The organism is Paenibacillus sp. V4I7 (assembly GCF_030817275.1).
GTDB lineage: Bacteria > Bacillota > Bacilli > Paenibacillales > NBRC-103111 > Paenibacillus_E.
Genome location: NZ_JAUSZD010000002.1, coordinates 3611501 through 3637552 on the forward strand (window position 1 = coordinate 3611501; position 26052 = coordinate 3637552).

Sequence of the window (26052 nt, forward strand, 5' to 3'; positions counted from 1 at the left end):
CTCAGCTTAATAGCTGGGACTCTATTGGAATTGAATTGCTTATTTTGCAGCTATTTCAGATAAGGATTCCAATTTGCGCAATTCTGTTCTAACTGCGTCTTTAGAGAAGTTTTCTCCTATAAACACGGCAACGTCGGGCACATCGCCTTTGGGAGTGATTTTGACAAAATCCATTTCTCGGTAGGCGTACTGGAATAAGAACCTGCTTGAGGTATCGGAAAAACTGAGAATTCCTTTAGCGCGGTATACCTCTTGCGGTAGCTTACTGACAAATTCCTCGAATGCGTTGCTATCTACTGCCCGCTCAAAAAAGTGCGTATACGCCATCACATGATTGTGAGAATGATGGTGACTGTCATGATCACGGTCGGCGTCATTATTGGCGTCATTATGGTCTTCATGATGGTTGGCATTGTGCTGCATGTTATTATTAGTGTCATTATGATTTGCGATAAGGTGCTGTTTCTGCCCTTTCTCTTCTTCCAGCATTTCGATGAGTCTCATATCGATTTGGCTGAACACGGTGTAGTATATAGATGCATATGGATTCCATTCGCGTACAAGTGCATCTACTTCCTGAAGCGCCGTTTCCTGTAACAGGTCAGCCTTGTTCAGTAAAAGTAAGTTCGCACAACGGATTTGTTCCTGCATAAGCCGGTAGGTCTTGCCACGACTTGTCCGACTTAGCTCCAGCAATTGCGGTGCATCCACTACGGTGATGACGGCTTTGAGCTCTACCGGGAGTATAAGCGAAGCATCTGTTACTTCATCAATGATTTCCATTGGATTAGCGATACCTGTCGATTCTATGAAAATCAGGTCAGGCTGCTCCTCAGTTACAAGTTCTTTGAGCGCCGTCGCCAGATCGCCTCGGCTCGAACAACAAATGCAGCCTCCCAGCAGCTCGGACATCGGTACTTCATTGGCAATTAACTGGCCATCTAGGTTAACTTCACCAATCTCGTTCATGATAACCGCGGGTTTACGCCCCGCTTCGGTAAAATAATCAATTGCCTTCGTTAATAAAGTGGTTTTGCCGCTTCCGAGGAACCCGGATAATACATACACGGTAACTCTTTTATGTGCTGCCATACTCATTTCTACCTCCGCCAAGCAGTATGATAGCAAAAGCTTCTAACCTGCTCATAATTGATTCCTCTTCTATTATTCGTAAATATTACCTTTAAGTCAAGAGGAGACAACATTTCCGTAGACTTGGGCATGTTGATTCCTTGATTATGTTTCTGTTATTTCAGAGGTCTTTTGCTTAACTTCGAATTTAGTAAAAAGGATCGGCCATTTCCCAACTAGCTGGACAAGAAAGGGAAATAGCTTGACCCACAACAGGCTGTTTACCCGATCGGTTGGCTTGAGCGGAAGCTCTAGTCGATCGTAGAGGATTGCCGCAGCTTCTTCGACAAGTGCTAGCGCCAGGTCCGTTGGAGCAGCTGCGTTGACTGCTTCCAAACGCGGAAGATAGTACTGACTAATGGATTCCGATAATTGATGCTCCGACAAGTTGTCTGAACCCATTACTTCCCCCATCCCTAAGCTAACGAGACGAGCAACGTCGGCATCGAAAGCATGGGGAATGCAGTAAATTTCCAACGCTAAAGCCGCTATGTATATCTCCCTTAATATCTCGTCTTCTTTAGACTCGGATAATATGGGGTCTCTTAGGTAGACCGCAACGACCGGTTTAATTGTTTCCCAGCTGTTTTCTATGCTCTTCATTGTAAACTGCATCATTGCTGCAGCTAGTTCTATCGGTGTAATTTGTTTTCTTTCTGCCTTTTGCATGTTGCTTAACCCTCTTCTCTCTCGTTACTTTTAAAATGAATGGTGAGTTCAATAATTTCTGAGCGGCTGCCTATACGAATGGGTGGTCCCCACGTACCAAAACCTGAGGAAACGATAGCATGAAGGTTACCTTTGCGCAAGTAGCCCCAATCTACCTCAAAAAGCCTTCTTGTTATAAGGTGATTAGGCGCCATTTGGCCCCTATGTGTATGGCCTGATAGCATCACATCTGCACCAGCATCGGCTGCTTTGTCTAGGTGGTAGGGTTGATGGTCCATCACGATTATAGGTTGTTTGGGATCTGTGCCCTCCAGCAATGTAGCCAGCGCCTTACGCCCATCGGGCGTTCGCTCGGCCGCTTTGTCTTTTCTCCCAACGATGTACAGCCGTTCTTTGATATGAACGGTTTCGTCCATGAGCACACGAATGCCGATCTGCTTCATTTGTTCCACGAAGGCAGGAATATGTCCGCCAATGTATTCATGATTACCGAGCACAGCATATATCCCAAGTGGAGCCTGCAGTTCTCGCATTGTTTTACCCATATTGTAGCGGATAAATGGCTTAATATCATCGTCAATGACATCCCCCGGCAAAAGAATCAAGTCCGGTTTTAAGCCATTGACTTGCTCTACAAGTTTACGCAGATGGCGGTTCCCGACAATTGAGCCTAGATGGATATCGGAGGCTACTGCGATGCGAAGCTGCTCCCAGTCTCCCGCTTTTTTGGGAATCGTAATGTCATATCTGCGTATAACAGGGCTCCGTGCATTATAAGAACCACGAATTATAGCGATGAGTATAATCCCTACATTTATCCAACCAAGAATCGGAACGTATGTATTTGAAGGAACGGTTGCCAGATGGAACACGCCTATCGCCAAATCAGTCAACGGCAGCAGCAGAATACCAAATTGCATGATGGCAAACCAGTAGGAGCCGATGATTTTCAATAGTCTGGACACGTCAGCAGGCAGCACTCGCGAGCTTGCCCATGCTAATAAATACGATAAGGCGACAATCCAGAAGACAATCCAATATAAGCCAGGATGAAACCAAGAACCTAGTTGGTCCGATAGAAAGACTCGGCCGTGCCAGCCGATGTAGCCATTCACGCCAAACACAATAACGAATATGAGCGTGATGCTTATTGCCATGCGTGTTTTCATGTCGTTAACTCTCCCATTCTGTTCTTACAATTCTGCCTCTATAGGAGGAGGCTTAACGGTTCTATGCATTGCTCATCGTCGTTACGCACATTTCCCACTCGGCTCGAAACGGGGTACGCAAACATTAGGTCTGATGGATACGGCTGCAAAAGCGGTTGTAGCTCGTTAGTGTTTGTGATGCTGCGATCCAACCAGACTGCCTCCATCTCTCTCGGCAAAATGACCGGCATACGCTCATGAATATCCGCCATCAGTTCGTTCGCTTCCGTTGTAACTACGGTGCAGGTAGAAATGCGCGTGCCATCCGGAGATGTCCACGTGTCGTACAGCCCTGCCATACTAAAGATGCCTTTGCTGCGCAGCATAATACGCATCGGCTGCTTATGCTTACCCGTCCCTTTCCAGTCGTAGAAGGAGTCCGCCGGAATCAGGCAGCGCTTACGCTCAAACGGCTTGCGGAAGGCAGGCTTATCCGCGAGCGTCTCTGCTCGTGCATTGAGCATCTGGTAGCCCAGCTTCTCGTCCTTCGCCCACTCTGGAACGAGCCCCCAGCGCAGCTCGCCAAGCTTATTCTTCTCCCCATCATGGACGATAGCCATGACTTGCTGTCCAGGTGCTACATTATATTTGGGGCTGTATCTTCCAGGATATTTGTAATAAATATCATAATGAAGCATAAGCTCCTCTAACGTCACGGTGATCGTATAGCGTCCGCACATCTGTGCACATCTTCTCCTTCGCATTGTTCTCCCACATGAGAACTAATTCTTTTAGTCGCTGCAGCACTCTTCCTCCATTATGAGAAAAAGAATTACTCACGTCAATTCGTGTAAGCCCGAGGAAGATTTCTCCATCGGGCTTACGGTCTTGATCTTGCTATTGTCTCGATCTTCTCTCGTTCTACGCTTTCTGTTCATCAACTTTCGGAGCCTTATACACACTTGCTACCAGATGATCAATATACCGTGCTGTTCGCACGCTAATTTCAGCACGCATATAATCCTTAGCTATGATAAGCGCATCTTCATGCCCGCGACATACATAGCGGTAATGAATGGCGCGGTCATTCTTTTCCTCTTCAAATAATTGAATGCTTCGCTGCATCATCTTGGTTTTAATTTCGCTTAAGTCGGCTTGTATATGCGCAGCAAGCGCATGAGCGACTCGCGCATATAGCATTCGGAGCGTTTCGGAGGATCTCTCGATTTCACCAGCTTTTTTCTTGATCATCCCGTGCATGAGCGGCAGCAAGACATAATCTCGCATAACACCAATGTCTTCCGCTGTGGGACGGTTTGCCGGAGCAGGTCTATCACTGCGTTGGTTTTGAAAAGCCTCTCGATGCTGAGGCAGCATCATCCTGCTGGATTCCCATAGGCCGTTTTTCTCCAATTTTTTGCTCATTTATAGTGCCCTCCGATTTTGAGCGCCCTGTTCTGCGCTTGGCCGGCTGTTGTGAGCGAGGAAGCACGAACAATCGCCGCGTTGCCAAATCGGTCCTTGATGCTGTCCGTCACTTTTTCAAGCGCTCGCGCCTTGATCTGATCCTCGAAGAGGGTAAGCTGATAGGTGTCATCATCCACTAACTGGCTCAGCATGACACCGGCGCGACGCACCGGCATGGTGTCCCAGAACTTATAGAAAAGCTTTTTCACAGCTTGAAACACCGTACTTGTATGATTCGTAGGATCCGGCATCTTCATTTGGCGCGAAAAGCCTGTCGGGGCGTCGAAAGGACTGCACATACAGCTTACGGTAACAATTGAAGCCATATAGCCTTTGCGCCTACAGTCGCGGCACACCTCTTCTGTAAGCTCGAGCAGGATGGTATCTACTTCAGAGGAGTCCGCGTAGTCCCTCGGCAAAGTCATCATATGGCCTACGGACTTCGGAGGCGTATCAAACGTACCCGGCGTGACCGGACTATCATCGAGCCCATTCGCTGTTCGCCACATCACTTCGGCGTGAATGTCCGACTGCTTGCCGAAGCGTGCGCGGAATTTATTCTTGAGCTGCGGCAGCGGCGTTCTCGCCACATCGCCAACCAAATACATACCTAGCTTGGCAAAATGTACGGTCATCCGCGAACCGACACCAAACATTTTACTTACAGGCTGCTCCCACAAGTATTTCTCGACGTCTGATGGGTGCAGCGTGAAGATGCCACTTTCATTCTTTTTGGCCCAAATATCGGTCGCATAGACAAACTAAATATGTACATAAATTAGATGTACAATATAAATCCCATTTTCTTAGAAAATACTGCATTACACAAAAATACATATCAAACGGAGAATAATTTATGTACATAAATGACTTTATCACTTTTTTCTTGCGCACATAACATCTAAATATTATAGTCGAATTATGGTATATTTTGGAGGTGGTAGTCCACTTGAGTATCCTTACAAGAAGTGTAAATGTTCAAAGCAGCTATGCGTTTTTTTCGTTTTGTATAGATGTTAGTTTCGTAAAATATAAAGTGAAAGGAATCCAGCAGATAAGAAAACATGCAGTCCTAATGCTTAAAAACAGAAAAAATAATACATCTATTGTCCACCCTTTAACAGCATATATTCAATGGAAGTGGAAGTATAAGGAATACAACACTCAAAGGTTACAAGGAACTCACTTAGCTCAGTTTTTAAATTATCTTTTAATTGATAATAGAAAAAAATATAAATTAAATTCATTGTCCGAACTTACCATTTCTTATGGAACAGACTTTTTAAACCATCTTTTATCCAAAGGAAATTCAAATAAAAGTGTTAGAAATGTTGAGAGAACATTAAAATACTTCTATTCATTTTTAATCGAAAAAGGTAACTTACGAAATTCCGATGATACCAATCCCGATGTAACGACTTTCAATCCTATGTATTCTAAGGAATTTGCTTATAATGCGGAACGACAAAAAGTTACAATTGAACACACATTGCCACCTAGACTCCTTTTAATGTTTCTAAGAACAGCAGTTTCTGTATCACCATCCGTTGCCTTTGCTATTTACTTATCTATTTTTGGAGGGTTAAGGGCTGGTGAAATCGTCAATATAAAAATCAGTGATCTTACTCCGTATGGAGATCAATATGGAAAAGGTGGACTGATGATTCTCCTTAGAACAAGAAATTTAAGAACAGATATTAAAGATATTTCGGGTACATCAAGAGTTAAACGTGATAGAAGACAGTTTGTTTACTCAGTAAAAGACTTACTCCCCACACTTTACAAAAATCACATTACTGAAATACAGAAAAAACTTGGTAAAGATCTAGAAATGGACTCTCCACTTTTTATTAATCGCGATGGTAAAGCTCTTACGGGGAAAAGCCTACGAGATGCTTTTAAAAAAGTTAAGAAAAATTTTCTATTTGGACTACACTCGTCCCAAAATCCCGACGACATTATTACAGCGATTAATCTACAATCAACGAAATGGTCTTTTCATATTGGAAGAGGTACATTTACAAATCTTCTTTCAAAAAAAGCAAAGAACCCATATGATATTGCGTTACCTCGGGGGGATAAAAACATTACTTCGTCTTTGGTATATATGTCGGACACAGAAGAAATGAAAAGTTCTATTGAGGAGCTCATTAATAACCTTTATCAAAAATAATGAGGTGGTAGTTGTGATTTACTTTACAATTGCACAAGCAGCTGAGCGTTTAATGATGAAAAAAGAGAAGTTAGAATCGTGGTTTTATACTACGTACAATCCTCTGGAAGAAATTTCTGAAATAAAACTTGAAAATATCAATGGTAGAAGGTTGATTCCTGAGATAGTTTTGGAAAGATATGAAGAATTCATTAATACTTATTTCACATCTAAACAGGCAGCAGACTTTTTAGGGTGGGAGCATTCGGTTATGCGAACTTGGGTAAGCAACCGATTGAATTCAATTAGAGTTAAAAAAGTTGGTGGTACTAATTACATACACAAGAATGACATTCTCCCTCTCAAAGATATAACAATTGATACTACAAACTGTTTGAGTACTAGAGAGATGATGAACGAACTAAAAATAGATAGAACTACTGTTCTTGAGGCTATTCATAATAACCATATTGTAGGATGCTTTCAAACTAAAGGGGGTCATTACTATGCTCCAAAGGAATCGTTTGAGAAATATAAACAAAAGTACTTTAAAATTGAGAATGCAAATGATTATTATTCAATCGGTGAAGCTGCAATTGTTTTAGAATGCAGCACCAAATCAGTACGGACAATGATTCGTAATCCCAAAATCGAGCTTACTGCAGTTCAGTATAAATTCAAAAATACTTATTATCTGCTGAAAAGCGATGTACATAATTTTAAAGTTTTTTTAGATGAAGTACCATCTACATATTATACTGTCAACCAGATCATGGATAAGTACAAAGTTTCTCACCGCTTTGTTCATATAATTCTGGCAAACCAGTTAAGTGATAAAGTTAAATGGCTGGTTCTTAATCGCGTACCTGAAAGACTAATACTTATTAAAGAATTTGAAACCTTTTATGCCGCATTTGATAAATATAGAGTTGACAAGCCTGAGGACCCCCATTTCATATTTAATGATGCAGTATCTAGTATTTCTGCCCCAGCACACCTTCTGCATACAAAAGCACTATTTCTGGACTACGTTTGTTTAAGACAAAACACTTCTCGTGCCAGTAAACAAGTACAACGAATGCAGGCTAGAGAATTTGTATTCTTATACCAAGCATTAATGAGCCTAGAAGAAGAAATTTCTAATTTGTCTGATCATGAAATCAAATGGCTTTTAAGGACAACCACTAATACTAACCTCAAAAAGAATTTAATTTCTTTTTTATCATTCCTACAAGAGCGGATCCCTACAAAATTTCAAGAAAAATACCGTGTAACAACTAGACAAACGGGAACGCAAAGCAAAGAGATTTATTCACTTGAAGAGTTCATTGAGATTAATCATTATTTAAAGAATGTTGAAAATCATATTTTTGAAGCGATCAATGATAGACGATATGCTGCTGCTTGGTTGTATTGTTCTCTTCATTTGAGTAATGCATGGAGATCATCGGATTTTTTGAGGTTACCTTCAGTCGATATTTCTTTGATTGATATTCATGATTTCCAATGGTTTTTCGATGGAAATAGGCTTTCAGTTGAACAGTCCCAACGAATAATCAATCAATATGCCCATGCACGTCTAAAGGTATCAAAAACTGGCGCACTCAACCGATTTCTTATCAATTTGGACATGCTTGTTCCTATAGCAACTATGATTGTCCTTTGTGAATTGCATCGCCAAAAAGTAAATGAGCAATTCCTTCTGACTAGAGGAAATACCAACTATAGCTTAATTAAAAACAAAGTCTCTGCCTTTTTACCGGATCCTCTGCGATTTGGAAGCATGAAAATGAACCGTTCATTTATGACCTATTTATTTCACGAAGCTACCGAAAATACAGAATCACTTGGTATCGCATTAAATATAATCCAACAAACTCGTCGTCACAGAGATAAGGAATCCCCAACAATTTATATTCAATCAACAAACAAAGATGGACCTTTAGGGAATGTATCTGTGAATTTATGTAATCGAGGGCATTTTGGTTATCTTTATAATTTGTTAATCGAAAGAGCACACGCTCTTGTCGAAATAGAAAACAAGGACACCGTTAATGAACGGTCATTAAAAATTCAAGAATATAGAACATTATTCACAACTCCGTTGGAACTAGAGAAGTTTGGTGAGTTTCTAAAGAGTCAAGTTGAAGAAAGGGAATCTTTAGCCATAAGAATATCTTTATTGCCGAGAGAAGAAGCACTGACCTTGGTACATAAGATTTATATGGACAAGATGCCCGGACATACCGAGCATACCCAATGTTTTGTTTATCCGAATTGTATTCACCCTACAGCAGCATCTTGTATTGGTTGTCCTAATGTAATACCTAAAAATTATTTGTTAATTAGCATCGGTATCGAACTACAAAAAAGGATCTCTATTCTGAGTTCAACAAGCAATTCTTTTGTTGCTTCTAGAGAAAGATCTTGGATTTACAAATTATTGCTATTATTACAAGAAGCTACTACGGCTTATGGGATCGAATATACAAGAACATTCGTTGATTACGATGATCTATTATCGAATGTCACCGCGGCTCTTCAAAATCAACAATCTTTAGTTGAACATCGATAAGGAGTGATATTCTATGGCAGATTCTCATGGTTTTAAGCGATCGGAATATATCACAGATATCGGATTCTTACAGTACGCCCAAGCTTCAGATACCGTTTTCTTTGATTCCCAAGATATAAGTTACTACAAAGAGGCATTCTTGGGGTTTAAATCAACTCAAAGTATTGTAAACCATAATTTCGAGGATGATGAATGGATATTAAGCGCTAATGATGTTCAAACAGCAATTACTTTCGATATTGATGTTTACTCCGAAATGCAATTGACACTTAAGTGTTTTACTGTACTTGGTCTAATTGAAGGACATGACCATAAATACACTCAATTTAGAATCAAACATCTGATTGAGGGGATTTTAACGTGTCAAGGCTTTAGATGTCCTGTTGATGAAGTGCTTGTTCATTTCGAAAGATGGCTTATGTCTAAACCTGGTCCTACATTATCTAAACTTGGCCCAGTAATACATCAGTTTCTTTGCTTCTCTAATTTTACATTTAACGATGAACTCCTAGACATAGCTGATCAGTTCGGTACTTTTCAGCCAGGAATTCGAAGTCTCCCTAATTTCAAAGATACTTTGATATTTGATTCCATAATCCATGATTTTCAAAAAACTGGGACATCTTCCGAAAAGCTGATTTTTTTCCCAATTGTTTTATGGTGGCGCATTACCTTAGTAATTCCAATGCGAGTCTCTGAATTCTGCTCTATCGAATATGATTGTATTATTGCAGACTCCTCTAACTTTTTTCTGAAAATACCCAGAAAAAAGATTCGTGCCAAAAAGAAAAATGAAGTTGAAATTGTTGATGTGCTTGAGATTAATAAAGATTTAACTGAATTAATCTTACAATACAAAGAAATAACAAAAGAGTATAAAAGGACTCCATACCTATTATCTTACGATGCATATTGTGAATCTCCAAGAGTTAAACAATGCTATGGTGCACGCATATATAAGAGAAATTTAGAATCGTTCAAGCCTCAACAATTAAAACTATTGATAGCGTATTTTTATGATGAAATAGTCGAAAAAAAATATGATTATACAGGCTTGGATAGAGCTAATCCAATGGATACTCGCCACTTCGCATTCTGTAATATGATGATGCAAGGCTTTAATATGTTGACGATAGCCCGTATTGGAGGGCATAAGACCCTCGATGCACAAATGCATTATTTTAGTCATCTAGAGCAATTAAGCCAATCTGCTGTACAGTGCTTAGCAGACCAGCACAACAAATTTGGTTCCATTAACGATATGAATACTTCGTTGGGAATTAATGAAAGAGCTTTGCGGGCAAAGGCCATTTTAAGAAGTTTTACTGTAGAGGAGATGCAGACATTAGCACCTATGGAATTTGGATATTGCACTTTCGATCCTGAAAAATGTCCAGTAGGTGATTGCAGGCATTGTCCTCACTTATACATCCCGGAAAATGAATTTAATAACTCGGTGATTGCTTGGCTTGTTGATGAATCGGATCGTCTCAAAAGCAGAATAAAAGAACAACTGGAACTAATGAAAAATCTTACATGTAATATGACATATAATTTCTCCACATTTGAATATGATCCACTTGCACAAGCTGAATTGAGCTATCTGGCCGCCAACTCCAACAAGCTCAGAGAGCAAAAAGCACAGACAGATGCAAAACTCAACTTAATTTACCAAGAAAGGGATACTCATGAAGAAGAATGTAGGTAAACCGAAACAACATCAAATTCCCCATTTGGAGACATTGCTCCTGAAATATATTGAGGATAACCCTACAAAAACAATTACTTTTATAGAGCTTGAAAGACAAACTGGAGTGGGACGAAACACTTGGGCTCGTAATATGAAGGAAAAAATTGAAGCGCTAAATCGTCCATTAACAATAATAGACGCAGAGCAAGAGCTGCTCCTTCCTCTTCCAAACATGGCCGAACTTGTTAAGACGAATTATGGTAATCAACAAAAGCTTATTCAAGTGCTACAGCAGGTTAACAACAGTGTTCAAAAGCTTTATGTCCAAGCAAAAAGTGTTCCGCAGCTAGAGCAAGAGATTGAAAACCTAAAAATGCAACTTAAAAGTCAAAATGAAGAACTTAAGAAAGATAAAGAGACAATTAGGTTATTGCAAGAGCAAGCTAAACATTTCAGTCAAGCATATCGAGATATAGCTGTAACGTCTTCTTTTCCTGATTCAGATTTGAAGAATGTGCTAGAATTTAAGAAGGGAGACAGAAAAAATGAAGATAAAATCACGGCTGACTTAATAAAACAGTTTGAGATGTTTGGTCCAAAATCTTGAACTTGCGTTATTACAAGACAAAAAAGCATTTGCAGCAACACAAAAATCGTGTTTGCGGATACGGCATTTAGTTGAATAGCAAAAAAAACAGACCCACAGCAACTTGGCTGAGGGTCTTAGTGTTTCCTCGTACGATGTATCTTCCTACTCTTGCCAAGCGAATCTGTAACCTATTCCAGGCTCCGTTAGAATATATTTTGGTCTTGTAGGATCTTCCTCGATTTTCTTTCTCAAATGAATAACATAAACTCTTAAATATTGGCTATCTGATTCATATTCTGAACCGCCCCAAGCTTGCTTGAGCAAGTGACGGTGCGTCATCACACGCCCAGCATTTAAGGCGAGTTCTTTTAATAAGTCATACTAAGTGGGTGTCAATTTGATTTTCACTTCATTGAGTTCTACGCTTCGTTGGGATAAATCAATGATTAAATCCACTAGTTTCAGCACCGGTTCATCCTGCGTTTTGGCAATATGACGTAAAGCTACGCGCATACGTGCCATAAACTCCCCCATGCCAAATGGCTTCGTCACATAATCGTCAGCGCCACAGTCTAAGGCGACAACCTTATCTTGCTCCTGATCTTGCGCAGTAAGGATAATAATAGGAACTTTAGACCAGTCACGGATATGGTCAAGCACCTCCATACCTGTCATATCTGGCAGACCTAAATCCAGTACAATAAGATCTGGGCGTACCATGGTGGCCTGAAGCATACCTTCTTGACCCTGTAGAGGCCTCAAAATGTTGTAAAGCCATGTGCGGTTAACGTGATGCGCAGCAATTTACGAATTTGCTGTTCGTCGTCAATAATTAAAATTTTCGCCCCTGTGATTGTCATGATTCTTCCCTGTCTTTCTCAGCGAATTGTAAAGGTAATCTTATTTTAATAACGCTACCTCGTTTATCGTCTCTCCTCGCTCTTGCAGAAATCGAACCGCCGTGCGCTTCAACAATGCTCTTGCATATGGCGAAGCCCAAGCCCTGTGCCGGGGATATTTTGAGTGCGATTTCCTCGATAGAATTTTTCAAATATCCGCTCACTATCGGCTGGAATAATGCCTGCCCCTTCATCTGCTATAGTTAGACTTAGCATATCGTGTTCCTTCTCTGCATTAACAATGATTTCGCTTCCTTCACGCGAATACTTGACTGCATTGCTGATCACATTGATCAGTACTTGTTCAATCAGTACCTCCTCCAGTGGAACGGATGGAAGATCTGGATCCAGATCTATGTTTACTACTCTACTCTGCAGAGAATCTTTCAACTGCGTTAAGGATACACCCACAACGTCCTCGATCCCACACCACTGCTTATTTAAACGTAACATGCCGCTCTCAATTCGAACCATACCGAGCAAATTCCCAACGAGTCTATTCATCCGTGTAGAGCCCTCACGAATTGTCAGCAACAGCTCTCGTCGATCTTCAGGACTAAAGACGTTCTCCCCTTCCAGAAGTGCGGTTACTGAGCCAATGATTGTTGCCAAGGTGTTCGCAATTCGTGAGAAAGCGAGTCCAACAGCGCGGTCCGCAGTTTTTCCGACTCCGCGGTCAATTGCGCCACCTTCGCTTCGTTCGCGAGCTTAACGCGAGATATCGCAACGGCCACAAGATCTGAGAGCGCTTCGATGATCCGAATAAGCTCGGGCATATCGGACATTAATCTATCGCCAACTTGTACAGCGAGCACACCATGTACCTGCTGGTTTGTAGCTAAGGGGACATGAAGATCCGATGATCCACTCAATGTTCGAGTCCCTCGACCCGCAATCGTATTGTTACTATTAACCTCCAGCGATAGTTAGGTCGGCTTCATCGCTGGCCCAATCCCCACCATCCTTGGAATAGGCTTCTACCTGCTGTTCACCCTCCTGGTTTGGCAAAATGATAGCAGCCTTAGCATCAAGCGTATCGGAAACATGCTGAACAATATGCTCCAGCAGAACATCTAAGTCTGAAATCGCTGTAATCTTGCGAATTAACGCATACAGGGCAGCGGTATTCGCTTCTTTCTTATGTGCTTGTTGGAATTGATTTCTAAGCCTTGAAGCAAGGTTTGCGGTAAGGCCAGCCACACAAAGGAACACAACGAAGGCCAGGATATAACGCAAATCTGCAACCGTTAGACTGAGAGTAGGTGGAACAAAGAAGAAATCAAAAGCCAAAACACCTAATCCCGCAGCAAAAAAAGAGGGTCCCCTCCCGCACCGAACCGCACTAAACAGAACAGGGAATAAGTAGAGGAGATATTGACTAATCAAAGAAACCATCAAAACCTTTTAAAAATATTGTCAATAGGACAATAAAAAGAGCAGTCACACCATATTATTTCCAGTTTGCAAGTTCACTTTTTTGATTTTCCATAGGCTTATTTCACCCTATTTCTCGAAGTTTGCCACGAGTCATAATCTGCAACAATGAGCACATCCATTGCTCTTGCATACGGCAAAAGTTTTTTGACAATAGCGTCTTTCCAAACGATAATTTGCGTAACTCCAGCTTCTCTTGCGTTGGATACAAAAACGCGTGGTATTTGGTTGCGATTCACTACCGCTTGATTGGAGAACTCACCTCCCAAGCGAAATGTCAGCTTCTCTATAACCTCCAGCTCAGGCTTCCACTCGTCGGCATGCCTGGCCGCAACAAAGCATACGTGCCAAGCTGCTTTAAGGCGATGAGTAATGCGAAACCCCCGCCGGATTAAGCGATCGGCTTGCGAGATATCTGTGATGCACACGTAAATAACTTCTTTTCGTCGCCATGGACCACGTAATGAGTTTTTACGCTCCATCGATTCCAAACGTTCATCAACATCATCCGCGATTTCACGCAGTGCTAATTCCCGCAGGGCGATGAGATTCCCCGTCTTAAAAAAATTATTTAACGCCTGATCTACTTTGACCATCGCATAAATTTTGCCGTCTCTCATTCGAAGCTGTAGCGCTAGCTGTCTAATGACACAAATGTGCCTCCATAAATGAACAAATAACCCATAAACGGATGCTTCGTGTAAAGCTCATCGATCCGGTGTTTGAGGCGGATTTCCTCCGGGGATGGAGGAACCGGCTTGTAATAAAGGCTAGAGCAGTTCAAGCTAAGTAGATCCGCTTGCACCAGGATAGCGTGTTCGGGGCAGTCCCATTCCAACAGATCGATTCGTTCCTCTCGGGAAAGATTAGAGGCCAGATTTTTTTTTTGAGCCACGACAATTGGGTAGTCAACTTGCCAACTTCGCCGTAGAGTTCATCGATTTGCTGTTCGTAGTCTTGTTTCATTTTCATGATGCCTTTACGATCATCGACAAACAATTGTGAGCGGTTTTGGACCACCTCTAGTTTCCATCGGTTGAGGACATTCGTATGAATACCCTCTTCGGCTGCGAGCTGTGATAATAATGTCTTTTCTTCTTTCAAAATTTCCAGTACCAACCGGGCTTTTTCCTCTGGGCTGAACTTCCTTCTTGGACCTGTCATACAACAAAGAAGCTCCTTTTTTACTGTCTAAATTATATGTACCATTATATTGGAAAGATTATGCTTCCAATTTACAATGGCAAACTTATGCTTCGTAATACAAAAAGCCCTTGAAAATCAAGGACCTTTGATTAAGAAAAATTCAATTTGTGTTCAGACTTATTTCTATTTCTCTGGGACAATTAAAATGAGTTCCGCATCAGTAGCAATAGTACAAGACCTATTCAAAGCATAGGAATGAATTGCCCTCGTATTCTACGAGTTCTAATTACCCATGATATAAGTGAACATCGTACATCAGCGATCGAAAAAATGCTGAAATTGATGCAAATCATAAACGGATTAACAAAGATACCTTTCTTCGTTTGCAATCAACTCAAGATAGTTTATAGGCATAATAGCTACTTATCCGTTAGCCTCACATGGATCCTAAAAATAACGTCGATACAATTCTCTCCGTCGTTCACCCCTCAACTGGGCATAAATCTGAGTGGTTGATGCTTTTTCATGCCCAAGCATCCCTTGTATAAACTCCAATGGTGCACCGTTATCTAACAGTTGACAAGCATAGGTATGTCGAAAACGATGTGGGTATACATTTGCAGCTACTTCACCTCGCGCTGCCAACAGTTTTATTGAGTGACGGATCGTTGGGATACTCAAACGGCGGATAGGATGACTTTCGGTGACGAACAACGCTTTACTGGAATCCCCACGACTCTCAAGGTATCTTTTTAACCATACCTTGCACTCTGTCGTAAAATATACCTCCCTTTGTTTGGATCCCTTACCATTTACAATTACCGAGCAGTTTTCCCAGTTGATGTCTTCAATATTTAATTTCTGTACTTCACCGACGCGGCAACCCGTACAATACAGAAATTCTAGAAGAGCATGATCACGTGGTGAATGACATGAAATCTTTAAATGGATAACATCTTCTTCAATCAGAAATTTGGGAATTCGTTTATCCATTTTTGGTTCTCTCAACTTTAGGGATGGATTTTTAGGAATATGGCCTTCTTCAAAAGCAAAACGAAAAAGAGAACGCACAATACGGATCCGATGTCCTAAACTACTTGGCTTTAATCGCTCTGTTTGTTTGGCCAAATAGTCTTTTAGCAGATTTAAAGATACCTCCTCGAGTTCGAGATTACCCATTTCGCGAATCAACATCTTTAACTGAAGAAAGTAAGCTTTTAATGTGTGAGGACTGTACCCTAATATTCGTTTATCGGCTTCATACAGCATCCATAACTCGTCTAATTTCATAGCAAAACCCTCCAATTCATCTAATAATTCTAGCTTTACTAGAATCGGGAGGATTTAATCTGTCTAAATTATCTTTTTCAAAATAATTAAGATAACACGCTGATTGAATCTAAGTGCCCATGAGCTTAATTGACAAAATCTTAGCAAAATAGTCGAACCAGACTATTAAAATTATTTCATAACTTCTTAAGTGCTATTGTAAATAATTTCATGTTTATGAAATAATGTAATAGATAATTATTTCATTAAGGGAGATAACAATGCCAAAACAACGTCAACTAATAGAACCTTCAGACTTTGAACGAATGCGTGTATTTCAGCAGCCAATCTCGATCTATTTACAAGGTGAACTTATTGGTGAGAATGTAATAATTGAAACTCATGATGAAGAAATTGTATTAAGCACCGTCGGAGAAAGGTTCGTTAAGGCAAGTTGTCAATTTCTTATTAAAAGATAATTCCAATACCATACTCATAGTCATGAATATAGTTATCACTAAGAAGAATAAACGTAATAATAAAAGGTCAGTCTGCTGAAGCAAACTGACCTTTTATTATTCAACTATAGTGTCCCGTTAGCGGAATGACCTGTTGTTATTAGACGATGGTGCGGTTCAGCTTATCGAGGCTATCGGCATATTATCACCGGGCTGCCTATATGGCAGCTTTTTTTAAAATTTCTTTTAACTATTGCCCCTTAATGTCACTTGTGTTAAACCAACTGCAACTCCAAAGTCATCCATACCAACTGGGAAATTAATCTGTTTTTTATGTTGACGGCAACATATTTAAATGTTATCTTTTGTTTAATCGAATATGTTGACGACCACACAATTGAAAGGAGGGATGAAACTATTGAAGAAAAACATCAATAACGAAGCCATTGAAAATGAAATCAGTTCGGTAACGCATTTTCCCGTAAGCTTCTCTATATTCAGCATGGCTCGTTCACATCATAGAAATGCAGGACAGCTGCTTCGAGAAGCAGGCCTATACCCAGGGCAGGAACTCGTACTGATGCAGTTGTGGCACCGAGACAGCCAATCACAGAATAGTCTTTCAAGGTCGCTACGCCTTGATCACTCGACAATAGCTAAATCCGTTCGTCGTTTGGAAGATGCGGGGCTGGTCACCTGCAGCCGCTCCCAGGAAGATAAACGCGTAACCATCGTATCGCTCACTCAAACAGGGCGTGAAGTTGAACCCAGAGTGATTCAGGCTTGGAGCAAGCTGGAAGAGATCACAACGAAAGTTCTCAATGACGAAGAAAAAATACAGTTTGTAGCTCTGGCACAAAAAATAGCCGCTTCTTTAGAAACTTAACTGTAAATTTTTAAAAAATGATGAGTGATAAAGGAGAGATAAGCATGTCTAATAAGTCGATGCAAGCCATTCTGGTCAATGAATATGGTGGTCCAAATGTCTTAAAGGTAGAAACAGTTGAACGCCCCCAACAGCAAACGGATGAAGTGCTCGTTCGCATCGTATATGCTACGATTATTCCGCTAGACTATAAAATCCGTAACGGTTGGCTTCAAGAAGTTTTTCCTGTAACCCTCCCCTACATTCCTGGATTTTACGCTTCCGGAGTTGTCGAAGAAGTAGGGCAAGGTGTAACGGATTTCAAGCCCGGTGATCGCATTTTTGGTAGTATTAGAGGAGCCTACTCAGAATATGGCATTGCGAAAGTCCAGGAATTAGTTAAGATGCCCGATATTCTCACCTTTGAAGATGCAGCAACGATTAAAGCAGGAGCCGAAACGGCTTGGAAAGCGTTGTTCACTGAAGGTGAACTCCGGTCTGACCAAACTGTTCTCATTCATGCTGCAGCAGGCGGCGTTGGACAGTTTGCCGTTCAGCTGGGCAAATGGAAGGGAGCAACCGTGATCGCTACGGCTTCAACCTCTAACATGGACTTCGTCAAGTCTTTGGGTGCGGATCAAGTCATCGATTATACCATGACGGCTTTCGAAGACGTCGTCAAAGAAGTGGATCTGGTCGTCGATTCCATTGGAGGCGAGACCGAGAATCGATCATGGGCCGTTCTGAAGAAGGGAGGAATTCTCGTCTCTTTGACTCAGGATCCATCTCAAGAGAACGCTCAAAAGTATGGCGTTACAGCTAAATTTAACACCAAATTCCCAACATACGCGAATCTGCAGACCTTAACGGAATTAATTGCCGACGGTACGATTAAAGCAGCGATTGATTCCATATTCCCGCTAAACCAAGCTAATAAAGCACTGGAGAAAAGCGAAGCAAGACATGGACGCGGAAGAATTTTGCTGCACATAAACTCAATCTAACAACAACATGTATGAAATAGAAGTTTGGATATTAAAACACGAGAGCAACACGAGTGTATACCACACTAAGTGTTGTTTTCTTCATTCACATAAAACTATTCTGGCTAGTCGTATTGTTAGGTCACTTCCCCCAAGAAAATTTTTCATCTTCACTTATGGTATGGTTCACCGGAATTAATCTTCAACTAAGTAGAGTAAAGGACTGGGGATGCCAGCCCCTCCTCATCAAACCGTACGTGCAGTTTTCCCGCATACGGCTTTCCGACGTTCTTCATCTTGGGCAGTACGGTTTTTCCAAGTGCATAATGTTTTCAGTCCTGTACGTTGAAGCAGAATATGCATCTCCGACCAATTCCGCTTGCGCTTCCTGTGTTTGTTATTCCAGAACTGTCTCAATCTCCTCAGAATGTACCAGTCAACTTTTGCAAGGAAACGGTTTGCCATACTTCGATCCACATCCTGATGAGCGTAGAAGTTACGCCATCCTTGGATCATAGGATTCAGTAGCTCGACCATCAGTTTTAACGACCAGTTTAATCGGCCTCTGGATGCCGTTTCTTCCTTCAAACGAGTACGCATCTTCTTCATTGCTTTCTTCGATGGAAAGCTTCGAAGTCTATACATAACCCCTTTTTTATGGAGATGCGGCATCTTCCTGTGGTGAAAACCAAGAAAGTCAAACCCATCCTGATTCCTCCATAGACATACTAACTTTGATTTTGACGTGTTCATGGTTAACTCTAGTTTTCCGAAGATGGCCTTGAGTACATGAATAGCTTCGAGTGCCTGCGGCTTGTACCGGCAAAGAATGACAAGATCATCTGCATACCTGACTAGCTTGCCCAGATGAGAAAACCGTTTTTCCCATATCGTATCGAGGTAGTTGAGATAGATGTTGGCCAGAAGAGGAGATATTACACCGCCTTGTGGGCTTCCAATCTTCGTTTTGTGCCATACGCCATCCTTCATTACACCTGCTTCAAGCCACTGTCTAATTAACTTTAGAATGCGCCTGTCGCAGATGCGTTCTTCGACCAGTTTCATCAGCTTGCTGTGGGAGATATTATCGAAGTAGCCAGTAATATCTACGTCGACCACCCAGTTGACGGCGGCTCCCCAATTGATGCTTTCCCGGATGCTCTTTATAGCCTGGTGAGCCGACCGCTTGGGGCGAAATCCGTAAGAGCAATCTTTAAAATCTGCTTCGAATATGCCTTCGATCACCAGTTTGGTTGCCATCTGAACAGTTCGGTCACGGACTGTTGGAATGCCCAAGGGACGTGTCTTTCCGTCAGGTTTCGGAATCTCTTTCCGTTTGACCGGAGACGGTCGGTATTCCCCATTCATTAGCTGTTGTCTGATCTCTTCGATGAAGAATTCTTCACCGATTGATTGTCCATCGATGCCGGCACTTCCACGATTGGTTTTCACTCTTGTCCATGCTTCTTGCAGGATATCTTTCCGGAATACTTTGTCGTACAGCGCATGAAACTTACGCTTCGGGTTCTCCTTAGCCGCAAGATAGAGGGTATTTTGGAGTCGTCGAGCGTTTTCATTGGTGGCGTTAGCCGTGTAATCGGCATTCACTTGCTCTTACCTCCTTGATATCCCGTAAACGAAGTGGGGTATTGCCTTTCGGCGCCCTTCCCTCCCCGGGGTTATGTTGTCCGCCGGATCATTGGTAGTATGGCCCCCTCCGACTCCCTTCCCGCAGCCCGCCATTTCACCTTTAGGGCTTATAGGTTTGCTCGTTACGAAAAAAAAAACTTCGTGCGGGAGAGGGTCTCCCTAGTTCCAAACACAACTTTCTCTGCATGCCGCTCCCTTTACACCGGAGGGTTCTTCTGCGCTGCATTCCAAGTTCTTCGCGCGTTCCATGGCCTTCGCCGGGGCAGTCGTGGCTCGGCTCCCTCTTGTCCCTTTCGGGTTCACTTTCACGATGCGGTAGGATTCATTTTCATTACGGCCTGCAGATTTGCTTCATCGCGCAAAGCGCGACTTTTCACAGGGCTTCAGCCGCCGGATTTCGCCGACGTCTGCCCGCTAGCTACGGGGCGGCTTGGACCTTACCCCGACTGAACTTGCATCAGTAAGTTGTGCCTAGCTTGGCTAGGCGCGCACTGCCCGTTAGCTTAATGACCAGACCAGTCTAATACTTATTTCCTAGTCTACGACCAAGCCCCTGTAATGAAGCTGTGGCGAGTATGATGGGCATAAAAAAGCACCATCTAATAATGATGCTTGACGGTGTTGCACCGCGACATGCTATGTATATGGAACTTCTCTTTTATATGAACCCTGATTTCAAGTTCCACGAGTGACCCACACCTTATATATAAATTTGCCTTCAGACCAAACTTTGTCAGCATGAGCATGGAATCGTTCTATGTTAGTTAAGTAAAAAGCCAATACATATGCGACTTTCTCGTCAGGAGTTGTATATCCATCAAACGCACCCATATTTATGTCATTACTTATAGAATGCCCCCATTCTTCTGCCTCCCAAAGAGTAAGACCGGTCTTTCACCGGCTAGAAGATGCGTGCTTAGCTGGGTACGCCATAAAAGAAAAAGTGTCACAAATTGATGACACTTTTTATCGTAGAATTATTCGAACAAACGACTAGAAATATTCTTCTACAGAGTTTTCAAGCCCCTCAATTTGCTTTTCCAAAGGGGTAATATCTCCCTTTCTGCTATAACAAGCTATACGCAAATACTCTCCAAAGACCAGCGAACGATTCTTTGCTGTTTCCATCCAATTGTCTCTTGTCATGACAGGCTCATCATCACCGAAATTAGTATCGAAAGGAAAGGGTATAAATATAAGGTGCGAAGGCATGTGTTTTGTTAAAATTCGCCATTGTCTTCCAGCACCGTAGCTTTTAGTGATAAATAATAAACTATTTATTCTTCTGAAATCGAATACCTCCTTAGCAAATAATATATCCTCTAAAGAATTTTTAGAGCGATCTTGATATACAATAGCACTCTCCGGCACACCTTTTGATACCAAAAACGACACAATCACCCCTGCCTGGGGTACATCACCATGTTTCCAAGAAGGGTGAACCATGCCCCATGTACTTGAATTACCTGTAATGATTATCTTTTCACCTAAGTTTCTTTGATAAGCTTCCAATGGCTTTTCAAAGTTGCCAGGATGTGATCCTCCAAATACAAAAATCGCATCGCACGGCGATGGCTCTTGTAATTCAAGAAAGCAAATGTCAGTGATTTCTTGAATTTGTCTATCATTTAGAATGGGTACTTCTGGGTATTTAGGAACAGGTTTCTTGATACTATTCACCCCTTAACTTCTGTAGTTCATTAAGTTATATGAATCTAAATATTTTTTATTCATTTTTGGTAAAATATCCAATTTTCAAGTCGTAGAACTAATCTAAGTTTTATTATCAAGTTGTATAAGTTCAACTTTTCTAGAGTTAACGGCTTCCAGTGAATTCATTGTTGTTTCACAATGAGTTCCCATCGTTTAAATATTGAATTCGGAATAGCTAGATCCTCCGAATGTGTTTACTTCCCCTGAATGCAGAACAAACTCGTATAAATAACCGCGGCAAACAATGTTCCATAACCGCCGATTCGGTTCGAGAGACAGTCCGTGTTCTCAGTTTCGTATTTTCACTTTCTAAATAATTTACCTTCAATATTAATTGGTCTAGCGTATTCCTTTGCTCCTGTAAGAACGTTAGAAAATGATCCCAATCTTTATTAAAATTAGATGGTTTTTCAGGAGCGTTTGCTATTGTTACAAAAACTTCATTACGTTTTTTATTCAGATTCCTACTTTCTTTCGCTTGTTTAATATCATTCTCATAGTATTTTCTAAGTTCCTTATTCCATCTAAAGCCACACGCAGCCGCGGTGGAGGCCACTGAAGAACTTACTGTAGAGTGGAGGGCAGGTCCCCCTGTCCCCCCTCATCAAACCGTACGAGCGGTTTTCCCGCATACGGCTTTCCGATGTTCTTCACCTTGTGCAGTATAGCTACCCCAAGCACTAACTCGTTTCAGTCCTATACGTCCGAGAACTTCTGCTACCTTTCTCGGGTGCAGATGATTTCGTTTGTGTTTCTTGTTCCAGTACAGTGTCAATCTCCCGATGATATACCAGTCCACTTTTGTTAGGAACTTATTGCTCATGCCTGGATCTACGCTCCCGTAATAGTTCTTCCAACCTTGTATGATGGGATTGAGCTTGTCCACCATTTGTTTAGGCGACCAGTAGAGCAGCGATCGTGGGCCAGTTACTTCCTTCACCTTAGCACGCATCTTCTTCGCCGCTTTCTTGGAAGGAAAGCTACGAAGGTCATAGAATTTCCCTGTCTTAAACAACCTTGGCATGCGGCGGTGATGGAATCCAAGAAAGTCGAATCCTTCCTCGTCCATCCACACGTTCACTAACTTGGACTTGTCCGTATTCATCGACAGCTCCAATTTTTGGAAGACTGCCTTAAGCACCTGAATGGCTTCAAGAGCGTGGGTCTTTTGCCTGCACAAAATGACTAGATCATCGGCATATCGCACCAATGTGCCAATATGAGAGAATTGTTTCTCCCATATTGAATCGAGATAGTTTAGGTAGATGTTCGCAAGTAACGGGGAAATAACCCCACCTTGTGGGCTGCCGATTTCCGTGTCATGGAACAGGCCTTCTTCCATGACGCCGGCTTTCAGCCAATTTCGAATGAGTTTTAATACTCTTCGATCGCTAACACGTTGTTCCAGAAGTTTGAGCAATTTGGCATGCGGGATGTTGTTAAAATACCCTGTGATGTCTACATCCACCACCCAGTACACTCTCCCGTAATTTACCGTCTTGCGAATCTCCTCGATCGCTTGTCTTGCGCTTCGTTTCGGCCGAAACCCGAACGAGCAATCTTTGAAATCCGCCTCGAAGATCGCCTCTAGGATTATTTTCGCCGCCATTTGTACCAGTCTATCCCGAATTACGGGTATTCCTAACGGACGCGTTTTCCCATCGCCTTTCGGTATATCCTTTCTTCGTACTGGCTTGGGACGGTAGGTACCCTCAAGCAACTGTTGTTGCGTGTCTCTCACGAATTGCTCTTCCCCATACTCCAGTATGATGTACTGAATCGTCACACCGTCGATTCCTGCACTACCTCGATTTGCCTTGACCCGTTTCCATGCTTCCCACATCACATCTGATCTGCTCACTTTGTCGTACAGAGCATGAAATCTGCGCTTGGTATTTGCCTTCGCCGCAAGGTAGAGGGTTCTTTGAAGTTCTTGAACTTTTACTTTCGTGTAGTTAGCAGATTTCACTGCATTCACTCGCTCTTACCTCCATTGATACCCGTGAACAAAGCAAGGGTGCTTCCCTCCCCGAGGTTATGTTGTCCTCGGTTCACAGGTACTACTACCCTTTCCGACTCCCTTCTCACCGCTTGCCACTTCATCCTTTGGATTTATAGGTTCGCGCTTTACGACGCTGTCGTGTGAGGTAGGGTCTCCCTAGTTCCAGACATAACTTTCACTGCATGCCGATCCCCATACACCGGAGAGTTCTTCCGCGTTGCTTCTCCAAGATCTTCGCGCGTTCCGTGGCCTTCGCCATTCAATACGGGGCTCGGCTCCCTCTTGTCCCTTTAGGGTTCGATATGACGATGCGGCAGGATTCACTTCATGTTACGGCCTGCAGCTTTGCTTCACTCCTACTCGGAGTTTTTCACAGGGCTTCACCCTTAGGCTCTCACCACCAGATGCCTGCTAGCTATGAGGCGGCTTGGCCCCTACCTCGATTGGACTTTCACCAACAAGTTATGACTAGCTTCGCTAGGCGCACTATTGAGCTATTGTTTCCGTTAGATTCCTGTAGATGGATAAATTTCAGCTTTGTCAAAAAAGGAGCGCCTCTGTACGATGGAAGTACGCTACGGGTCAAAAGCCCTTTAATTCCATCATCCAGGAGGACGCTCTACTATGAAGTTTAAATCACAAGATAAGCAAAATCAACTTATTGAAAACATTACCGTTAATCATCTTGTTGTTGGTGTAGACATTGCTCAAGAGACTCATGTTGCCAGAGCGGTTAACTTCCGCGGTGTCGCTCTCGGTAATCCTTTAGTGTTTAGTAATGACGAAGATGGCTTTAAGTCCCTCTACCTTTGGATTTGCGATTTGTTAGCCTCATTTAGGTTAACCCAAGTAATCGTTGGTATGGAACCAACTGGTCACTACTGGTTCAGCCTTGCAGGTTGGCTAAAAAACAAAGAAATCGAAGCCGTACTTGTTAATCCTCATCTAGTTAAAAAGAATAAAGAAAACCGCGACAATACACGCTCTAAAAGTGACAAAAAAGATGCTTTAGTTATTGCCGACATGGTGAAAAACGGCTACTACTCCCCTGTTCGTTTCCATTCCTCTGAGTATGAGGAGCTGCGAGTACTCATGGCTAACCGAGAAACAGTCGTTAAACGACTTGTAAGTGCCGTTAACCAGATCCACCGCTGGGTCGACATTGTCTTCCCTGAACTCAGACAAGTCTTTAAAATCTTAACTTGCAAGGGTGCATTGTTAACCCTTCGGCTTTTTCCGCTCCCGGCTGAGCTATGTAAACTAAGTCCTGACGATGTAATTAAAAGTTGGCAGAAATCAATGAAGCGGCATTCTGGTGTGCGTAGAGCTCATCTACTCATCGATTTTGCCAAGAAAACAGTTGGATCTAAGCAGGCAACACATGCTTACAAACTCCATCTAGAACAGCTCCTTGAGGAGCATGACTTAGCAACTAAGCAACTGCAGAGGATCGAAAAAGAAGCCAAAGACGTTGTTGATCGTATCCCCTATTCAGGCAAAATCCTTGCCATTACTGGGATAAGTGCAATTGCTCTAGCTGGTATTTTAGGAGAGTCTGGAGATCTTAGAGGTTATGCGCACGGGAATGCTCTACTCCGTCACGCAGGCCTCAATGTGACCGAAGCAAGCTCGGGTAAATGGAAGGGACAACTGAAGCTCAGTAAACGAGGCCGTCCACGCCTGCGTCACTTTCTCTATTTAATCACGATGTGCATGGTCATGAGTAACCAAGAATTTAAAGCCTTACACCACTACAATGTTCAGGTGAAAAAGCTTAAAAAGATGAAGTCTATCATGAAGCTATGTGGAAAGCTAGCTCGACTCTTAGTAGGAATGGCCCGTAGTGATGAAGCCTACAACCCCGATAAAATCTTTGCATTAGCAGCTTAAAATAAACCTTATCTCACGCAAGTTGGCGTATTCGCAGGAGACAAAGAAAGCACGGAGTATCGGGATACGTTAAACAAAAGGGCTCCGACCCATTCCGTTAGAAAGACCGACCTCCACCCCTTAGATAGATGTGACGAAGGAATGAAAGGGCTATTGACCCGTTGAGACATGGGAGTGAAAATCGCTAAGGGCACCGTGGAGAATACGTGCAGCATTTGGAATGAATTGGGTGAATCAACTCCACCTCTGTTCCCGCATGCCTTTTTAAACCAAACGTCTTAGTATATCTCGCTATCTTTCATTCATTATCGAAATCTAAAGG

The 26052-nt window shown here is 42.3% G+C and carries 25 protein-coding genes and 1 pseudogene; 8 read left to right on the forward strand and 18 right to left on the reverse strand.

All coding sequences use genetic code 11. The features are described 5' to 3' along the window. Nucleotides 1-39: 39 nt before the first annotated feature. The 6 genes and pseudogenes from QFZ80_RS17825 to QFZ80_RS17850 form a co-directional block, all read right to left on the reverse strand. Nucleotides 40-1092, reverse strand: coding sequence for a CobW family GTP-binding protein (locus QFZ80_RS17825; RefSeq protein ID WP_307560252.1), 1053 nt, complete (start codon nucleotides 1090-1092; stop codon nucleotides 40-42). A gap of 144 nt (nucleotides 1093-1236) precedes the next feature. Continuing rightward, complete coding sequence (locus QFZ80_RS17830; protein WP_307544999.1) at nucleotides 1237-1800, reverse strand: hypothetical protein; 564 nt, start codon at nucleotides 1798-1800, stop codon at nucleotides 1237-1239. A 5-nt stretch (nucleotides 1801-1805) separates the two neighbouring features. Then, a complete protein-coding gene (locus QFZ80_RS17835; RefSeq protein ID WP_307544997.1) occupies nucleotides 1806-2969 on the reverse strand; it encodes a metallophosphoesterase in 1164 nt (387 codons plus the stop codon). Nucleotides 2970-3007: 38 nt separating this feature from the next. Then, a complete protein-coding gene (locus QFZ80_RS17840) occupies nucleotides 3008-3688 on the reverse strand; it encodes an SOS response-associated peptidase (RefSeq protein WP_307560255.1) in 681 nt (226 codons plus the stop codon). A 181-nt stretch (nucleotides 3689-3869) separates the two neighbouring features. Continuing rightward, nucleotides 3870-4373: a YhjD family protein gene (locus QFZ80_RS17845; protein WP_307544993.1), complete on the reverse strand. Its 504-nt coding sequence runs from the start codon at nucleotides 4371-4373 to the stop codon at nucleotides 3870-3872. Next, nucleotides 4370-5167, reverse strand: a pseudogene (locus tag QFZ80_RS17850) (DinB/UmuC family translesion DNA polymerase); the annotation flags it as partial. The gene QFZ80_RS17845 and the pseudogene QFZ80_RS17850, both read right to left, overlap by 4 nt. Nucleotides 5168-5364: 197 nt before the next feature. Here QFZ80_RS17850 and QFZ80_RS17855 point away from each other — a divergent pair. Genes QFZ80_RS17855 through QFZ80_RS17870 form a run of 4 tightly spaced genes read left to right on the forward strand, consistent with a single transcriptional unit; the run spans nucleotide 5365 to nucleotide 11439 of the window. Beyond that, a complete protein-coding gene (locus QFZ80_RS17855; RefSeq protein WP_307560257.1) occupies nucleotides 5365-6588 on the forward strand; it encodes a tyrosine-type recombinase/integrase in 1224 nt (407 codons plus the stop codon). A gap of 13 nt (nucleotides 6589-6601) precedes the next feature. Then, the gene (locus QFZ80_RS17860; RefSeq protein WP_307560259.1) at nucleotides 6602-9142 is read left to right on the forward strand and encodes a hypothetical protein; all 2541 of its coding nucleotides are present in this window, start codon (nucleotides 6602-6604) and stop codon (nucleotides 9140-9142) included. A 13-nt stretch (nucleotides 9143-9155) separates the two neighbouring features. Continuing rightward, the gene (locus QFZ80_RS17865; RefSeq protein ID WP_307560261.1) at nucleotides 9156-10850 is read left to right on the forward strand and encodes a site-specific integrase; all 1695 of its coding nucleotides are present in this window, start codon (nucleotides 9156-9158) and stop codon (nucleotides 10848-10850) included. Continuing rightward, a complete protein-coding gene (locus QFZ80_RS17870) occupies nucleotides 10831-11439 on the forward strand; it encodes a hypothetical protein (RefSeq protein WP_307560263.1) in 609 nt (202 codons plus the stop codon). Before QFZ80_RS17865 ends, QFZ80_RS17870 begins: the two co-directional genes overlap by 20 nt. Nucleotides 11440-11583: 144 nt before the next feature. Here the strand turns inward: QFZ80_RS17870 and QFZ80_RS17875 are convergent, their stop codons facing one another. The 9 genes from QFZ80_RS17875 to QFZ80_RS17910 form a co-directional block, all read right to left on the reverse strand. Then, nucleotides 11584-11760, reverse strand: coding sequence for a winged helix-turn-helix domain-containing protein (locus QFZ80_RS17875; protein ID WP_307560265.1), 177 nt, complete (start codon nucleotides 11758-11760; stop codon nucleotides 11584-11586). A 42-nt stretch (nucleotides 11761-11802) separates the two neighbouring features. Further along, complete coding sequence (locus tag QFZ80_RS17880; protein WP_307560268.1) at nucleotides 11803-12156, reverse strand: response regulator; 354 nt, start codon at nucleotides 12154-12156, stop codon at nucleotides 11803-11805. Nucleotides 12157-12277: 121 nt separating this feature from the next. After that, nucleotides 12278-12484, reverse strand: a complete 207-nt coding sequence (locus tag QFZ80_RS39100) for an ATP-binding protein (RefSeq protein WP_373460115.1) — start codon at nucleotides 12482-12484, stop codon at nucleotides 12278-12280. Beyond that, nucleotides 12390-12932: a sensor histidine kinase gene (locus tag QFZ80_RS17885; RefSeq protein ID WP_307560270.1), complete on the reverse strand. Its 543-nt coding sequence runs from the start codon at nucleotides 12930-12932 to the stop codon at nucleotides 12390-12392. Before QFZ80_RS17885 ends, QFZ80_RS39100 begins: the two co-directional genes overlap by 95 nt. Next, entirely contained in the window at nucleotides 12908-13192 is a 285-nt protein-coding gene (locus tag QFZ80_RS17890; protein WP_307560271.1) for a hypothetical protein, read from the reverse strand. Before QFZ80_RS17890 ends, QFZ80_RS17885 begins: the two co-directional genes overlap by 25 nt. Before the next feature lie 37 nt (nucleotides 13193-13229). Further along, entirely contained in the window at nucleotides 13230-13715 is a 486-nt protein-coding gene (locus QFZ80_RS17895) for a DUF4118 domain-containing protein (RefSeq protein ID WP_307560273.1), read from the reverse strand. Between the two features lie 98 nt (nucleotides 13716-13813). Next, nucleotides 13814-14374: a hypothetical protein gene (locus tag QFZ80_RS17900; protein ID WP_373460116.1), complete on the reverse strand. Its 561-nt coding sequence runs from the start codon at nucleotides 14372-14374 to the stop codon at nucleotides 13814-13816. A gap of 160 nt (nucleotides 14375-14534) precedes the next feature. Then, nucleotides 14535-14918: a transposase gene (locus QFZ80_RS17905; protein ID WP_307560276.1), complete on the reverse strand. Its 384-nt coding sequence runs from the start codon at nucleotides 14916-14918 to the stop codon at nucleotides 14535-14537. A gap of 429 nt (nucleotides 14919-15347) precedes the next feature. Further along, entirely contained in the window at nucleotides 15348-16190 is an 843-nt protein-coding gene (locus QFZ80_RS17910; protein WP_307560278.1) for a tyrosine-type recombinase/integrase, read from the reverse strand. A 260-nt stretch (nucleotides 16191-16450) separates the two neighbouring features. Between QFZ80_RS17910 and QFZ80_RS17915 the strand changes: the two genes are divergently transcribed. The 3 genes from QFZ80_RS17915 to QFZ80_RS17925 all read left to right on the forward strand — a co-directional run bounded on the left by QFZ80_RS17915 (nucleotide 16451) and on the right by QFZ80_RS17925 (nucleotide 18496). After that, nucleotides 16451-16648 carry a hypothetical protein gene (locus QFZ80_RS17915; protein ID WP_307560279.1) on the forward strand — a complete coding sequence of 66 codons (198 nt, stop codon included), beginning with the start codon at nucleotides 16451-16453 and terminating at the stop codon, nucleotides 16646-16648. A 397-nt stretch (nucleotides 16649-17045) separates the two neighbouring features. After that, a complete protein-coding gene (locus tag QFZ80_RS17920; RefSeq protein ID WP_307547995.1) occupies nucleotides 17046-17513 on the forward strand; it encodes a MarR family winged helix-turn-helix transcriptional regulator in 468 nt (155 codons plus the stop codon). Nucleotides 17514-17557: 44 nt separating this feature from the next. Continuing rightward, the gene (locus QFZ80_RS17925; protein WP_307560280.1) at nucleotides 17558-18496 is read left to right on the forward strand and encodes an NADP-dependent oxidoreductase; all 939 of its coding nucleotides are present in this window, start codon (nucleotides 17558-17560) and stop codon (nucleotides 18494-18496) included. Nucleotides 18497-18721: 225 nt separating this feature from the next. Here QFZ80_RS17925 and ltrA (QFZ80_RS17930) read toward each other — a convergent pair whose 3' ends face one another. The 3 genes from ltrA (QFZ80_RS17930) to ltrA (QFZ80_RS17940) all read right to left on the reverse strand — a co-directional run bounded on the left by ltrA (QFZ80_RS17930) (nucleotide 18722) and on the right by ltrA (QFZ80_RS17940) (nucleotide 23816). Continuing rightward, nucleotides 18722-20083: a group II intron reverse transcriptase/maturase gene (ltrA, locus tag QFZ80_RS17930; protein WP_307560282.1), complete on the reverse strand. Its 1362-nt coding sequence runs from the start codon at nucleotides 20081-20083 to the stop codon at nucleotides 18722-18724. Nucleotides 20084-21118: 1035 nt separating this feature from the next. After that, the gene (locus QFZ80_RS17935) at nucleotides 21119-21805 is read right to left on the reverse strand and encodes a YdcF family protein (protein WP_307560284.1); all 687 of its coding nucleotides are present in this window, start codon (nucleotides 21803-21805) and stop codon (nucleotides 21119-21121) included. Between the two features lie 637 nt (nucleotides 21806-22442). Continuing rightward, the gene (gene ltrA / locus QFZ80_RS17940; protein ID WP_307560286.1) at nucleotides 22443-23816 is read right to left on the reverse strand and encodes a group II intron reverse transcriptase/maturase; all 1374 of its coding nucleotides are present in this window, start codon (nucleotides 23814-23816) and stop codon (nucleotides 22443-22445) included. Nucleotides 23817-24464: 648 nt separating this feature from the next. On the opposite strand from ltrA (QFZ80_RS17940), the gene QFZ80_RS17945 reads away from it, so the two are divergent. Then, nucleotides 24465-25730, forward strand: coding sequence for an IS110 family RNA-guided transposase (locus tag QFZ80_RS17945; RefSeq protein WP_307560289.1), 1266 nt, complete (start codon nucleotides 24465-24467; stop codon nucleotides 25728-25730). Nucleotides 25731-26052: the final 322 nt, after the last annotated feature.

Excerpts from the sequence above, each read along its gene's own strand:
- QFZ80_RS17825 (WP_307560252.1), bottom strand. The coding sequence starts at position 1,092 with ATGGCAGCACATAAAAGAGTTACCGTGTATGTATTATCCGGGTTCCTC.
- QFZ80_RS17830 (WP_307544999.1), bottom strand. The coding sequence starts at position 1,800 with ATGCAAAAGGCAGAAAGAAAACAAATTACACCGATAGAACTAGCTGCA.
- QFZ80_RS17835 (WP_307544997.1), bottom strand. The coding sequence starts at position 2,969 with ATGAAAACACGCATGGCAATAAGCATCACGCTCATATTCGTTATTGTG.
- QFZ80_RS17840 (WP_307560255.1), bottom strand. The coding sequence starts at position 3,688 with ATGTGCGGACGCTATACGATCACCGTGACGTTAGAGGAGCTTATGCTT.
- QFZ80_RS17845 (WP_307544993.1), bottom strand. The coding sequence starts at position 4,373 with ATGAGCAAAAAATTGGAGAAAAACGGCCTATGGGAATCCAGCAGGATG.
- QFZ80_RS17865 (WP_307560261.1), top strand. The coding sequence starts at position 9,156 with ATGGCAGATTCTCATGGTTTTAAGCGATCGGAATATATCACAGATATC.
- QFZ80_RS17870 (WP_307560263.1), top strand. The coding sequence starts at position 10,831 with ATGAAGAAGAATGTAGGTAAACCGAAACAACATCAAATTCCCCATTTG.
- QFZ80_RS17875 (WP_307560265.1), bottom strand. The coding sequence starts at position 11,760 with ATGACGCACCGTCACTTGCTCAAGCAAGCTTGGGGCGGTTCAGAATAT.
- QFZ80_RS17880 (WP_307560268.1), bottom strand. The coding sequence starts at position 12,156 with ATGCTTCAGGCCACCATGGTACGCCCAGATCTTATTGTACTGGATTTA.
- QFZ80_RS17895 (WP_307560273.1), bottom strand. The coding sequence starts at position 13,715 with ATGGTTTCTTTGATTAGTCAATATCTCCTCTACTTATTCCCTGTTCTG.
- QFZ80_RS17900 (WP_373460116.1), bottom strand. The coding sequence starts at position 14,374 with ATGAGAGACGGCAAAATTTATGCGATGGTCAAAGTAGATCAGGCGTTA.
- QFZ80_RS17905 (WP_307560276.1), bottom strand. The coding sequence starts at position 14,918 with ATGACAGGTCCAAGAAGGAAGTTCAGCCCAGAGGAAAAAGCCCGGTTG.
- QFZ80_RS17910 (WP_307560278.1), bottom strand. The coding sequence starts at position 16,190 with ATGAAATTAGACGAGTTATGGATGCTGTATGAAGCCGATAAACGAATA.
- QFZ80_RS17915 (WP_307560279.1), top strand. The coding sequence starts at position 16,451 with ATGCCAAAACAACGTCAACTAATAGAACCTTCAGACTTTGAACGAATG.
- QFZ80_RS17925 (WP_307560280.1), top strand. The coding sequence starts at position 17,558 with ATGTCTAATAAGTCGATGCAAGCCATTCTGGTCAATGAATATGGTGGT.
- QFZ80_RS17945 (WP_307560289.1), top strand. The coding sequence starts at position 24,465 with ATGAAGTTTAAATCACAAGATAAGCAAAATCAACTTATTGAAAACATT.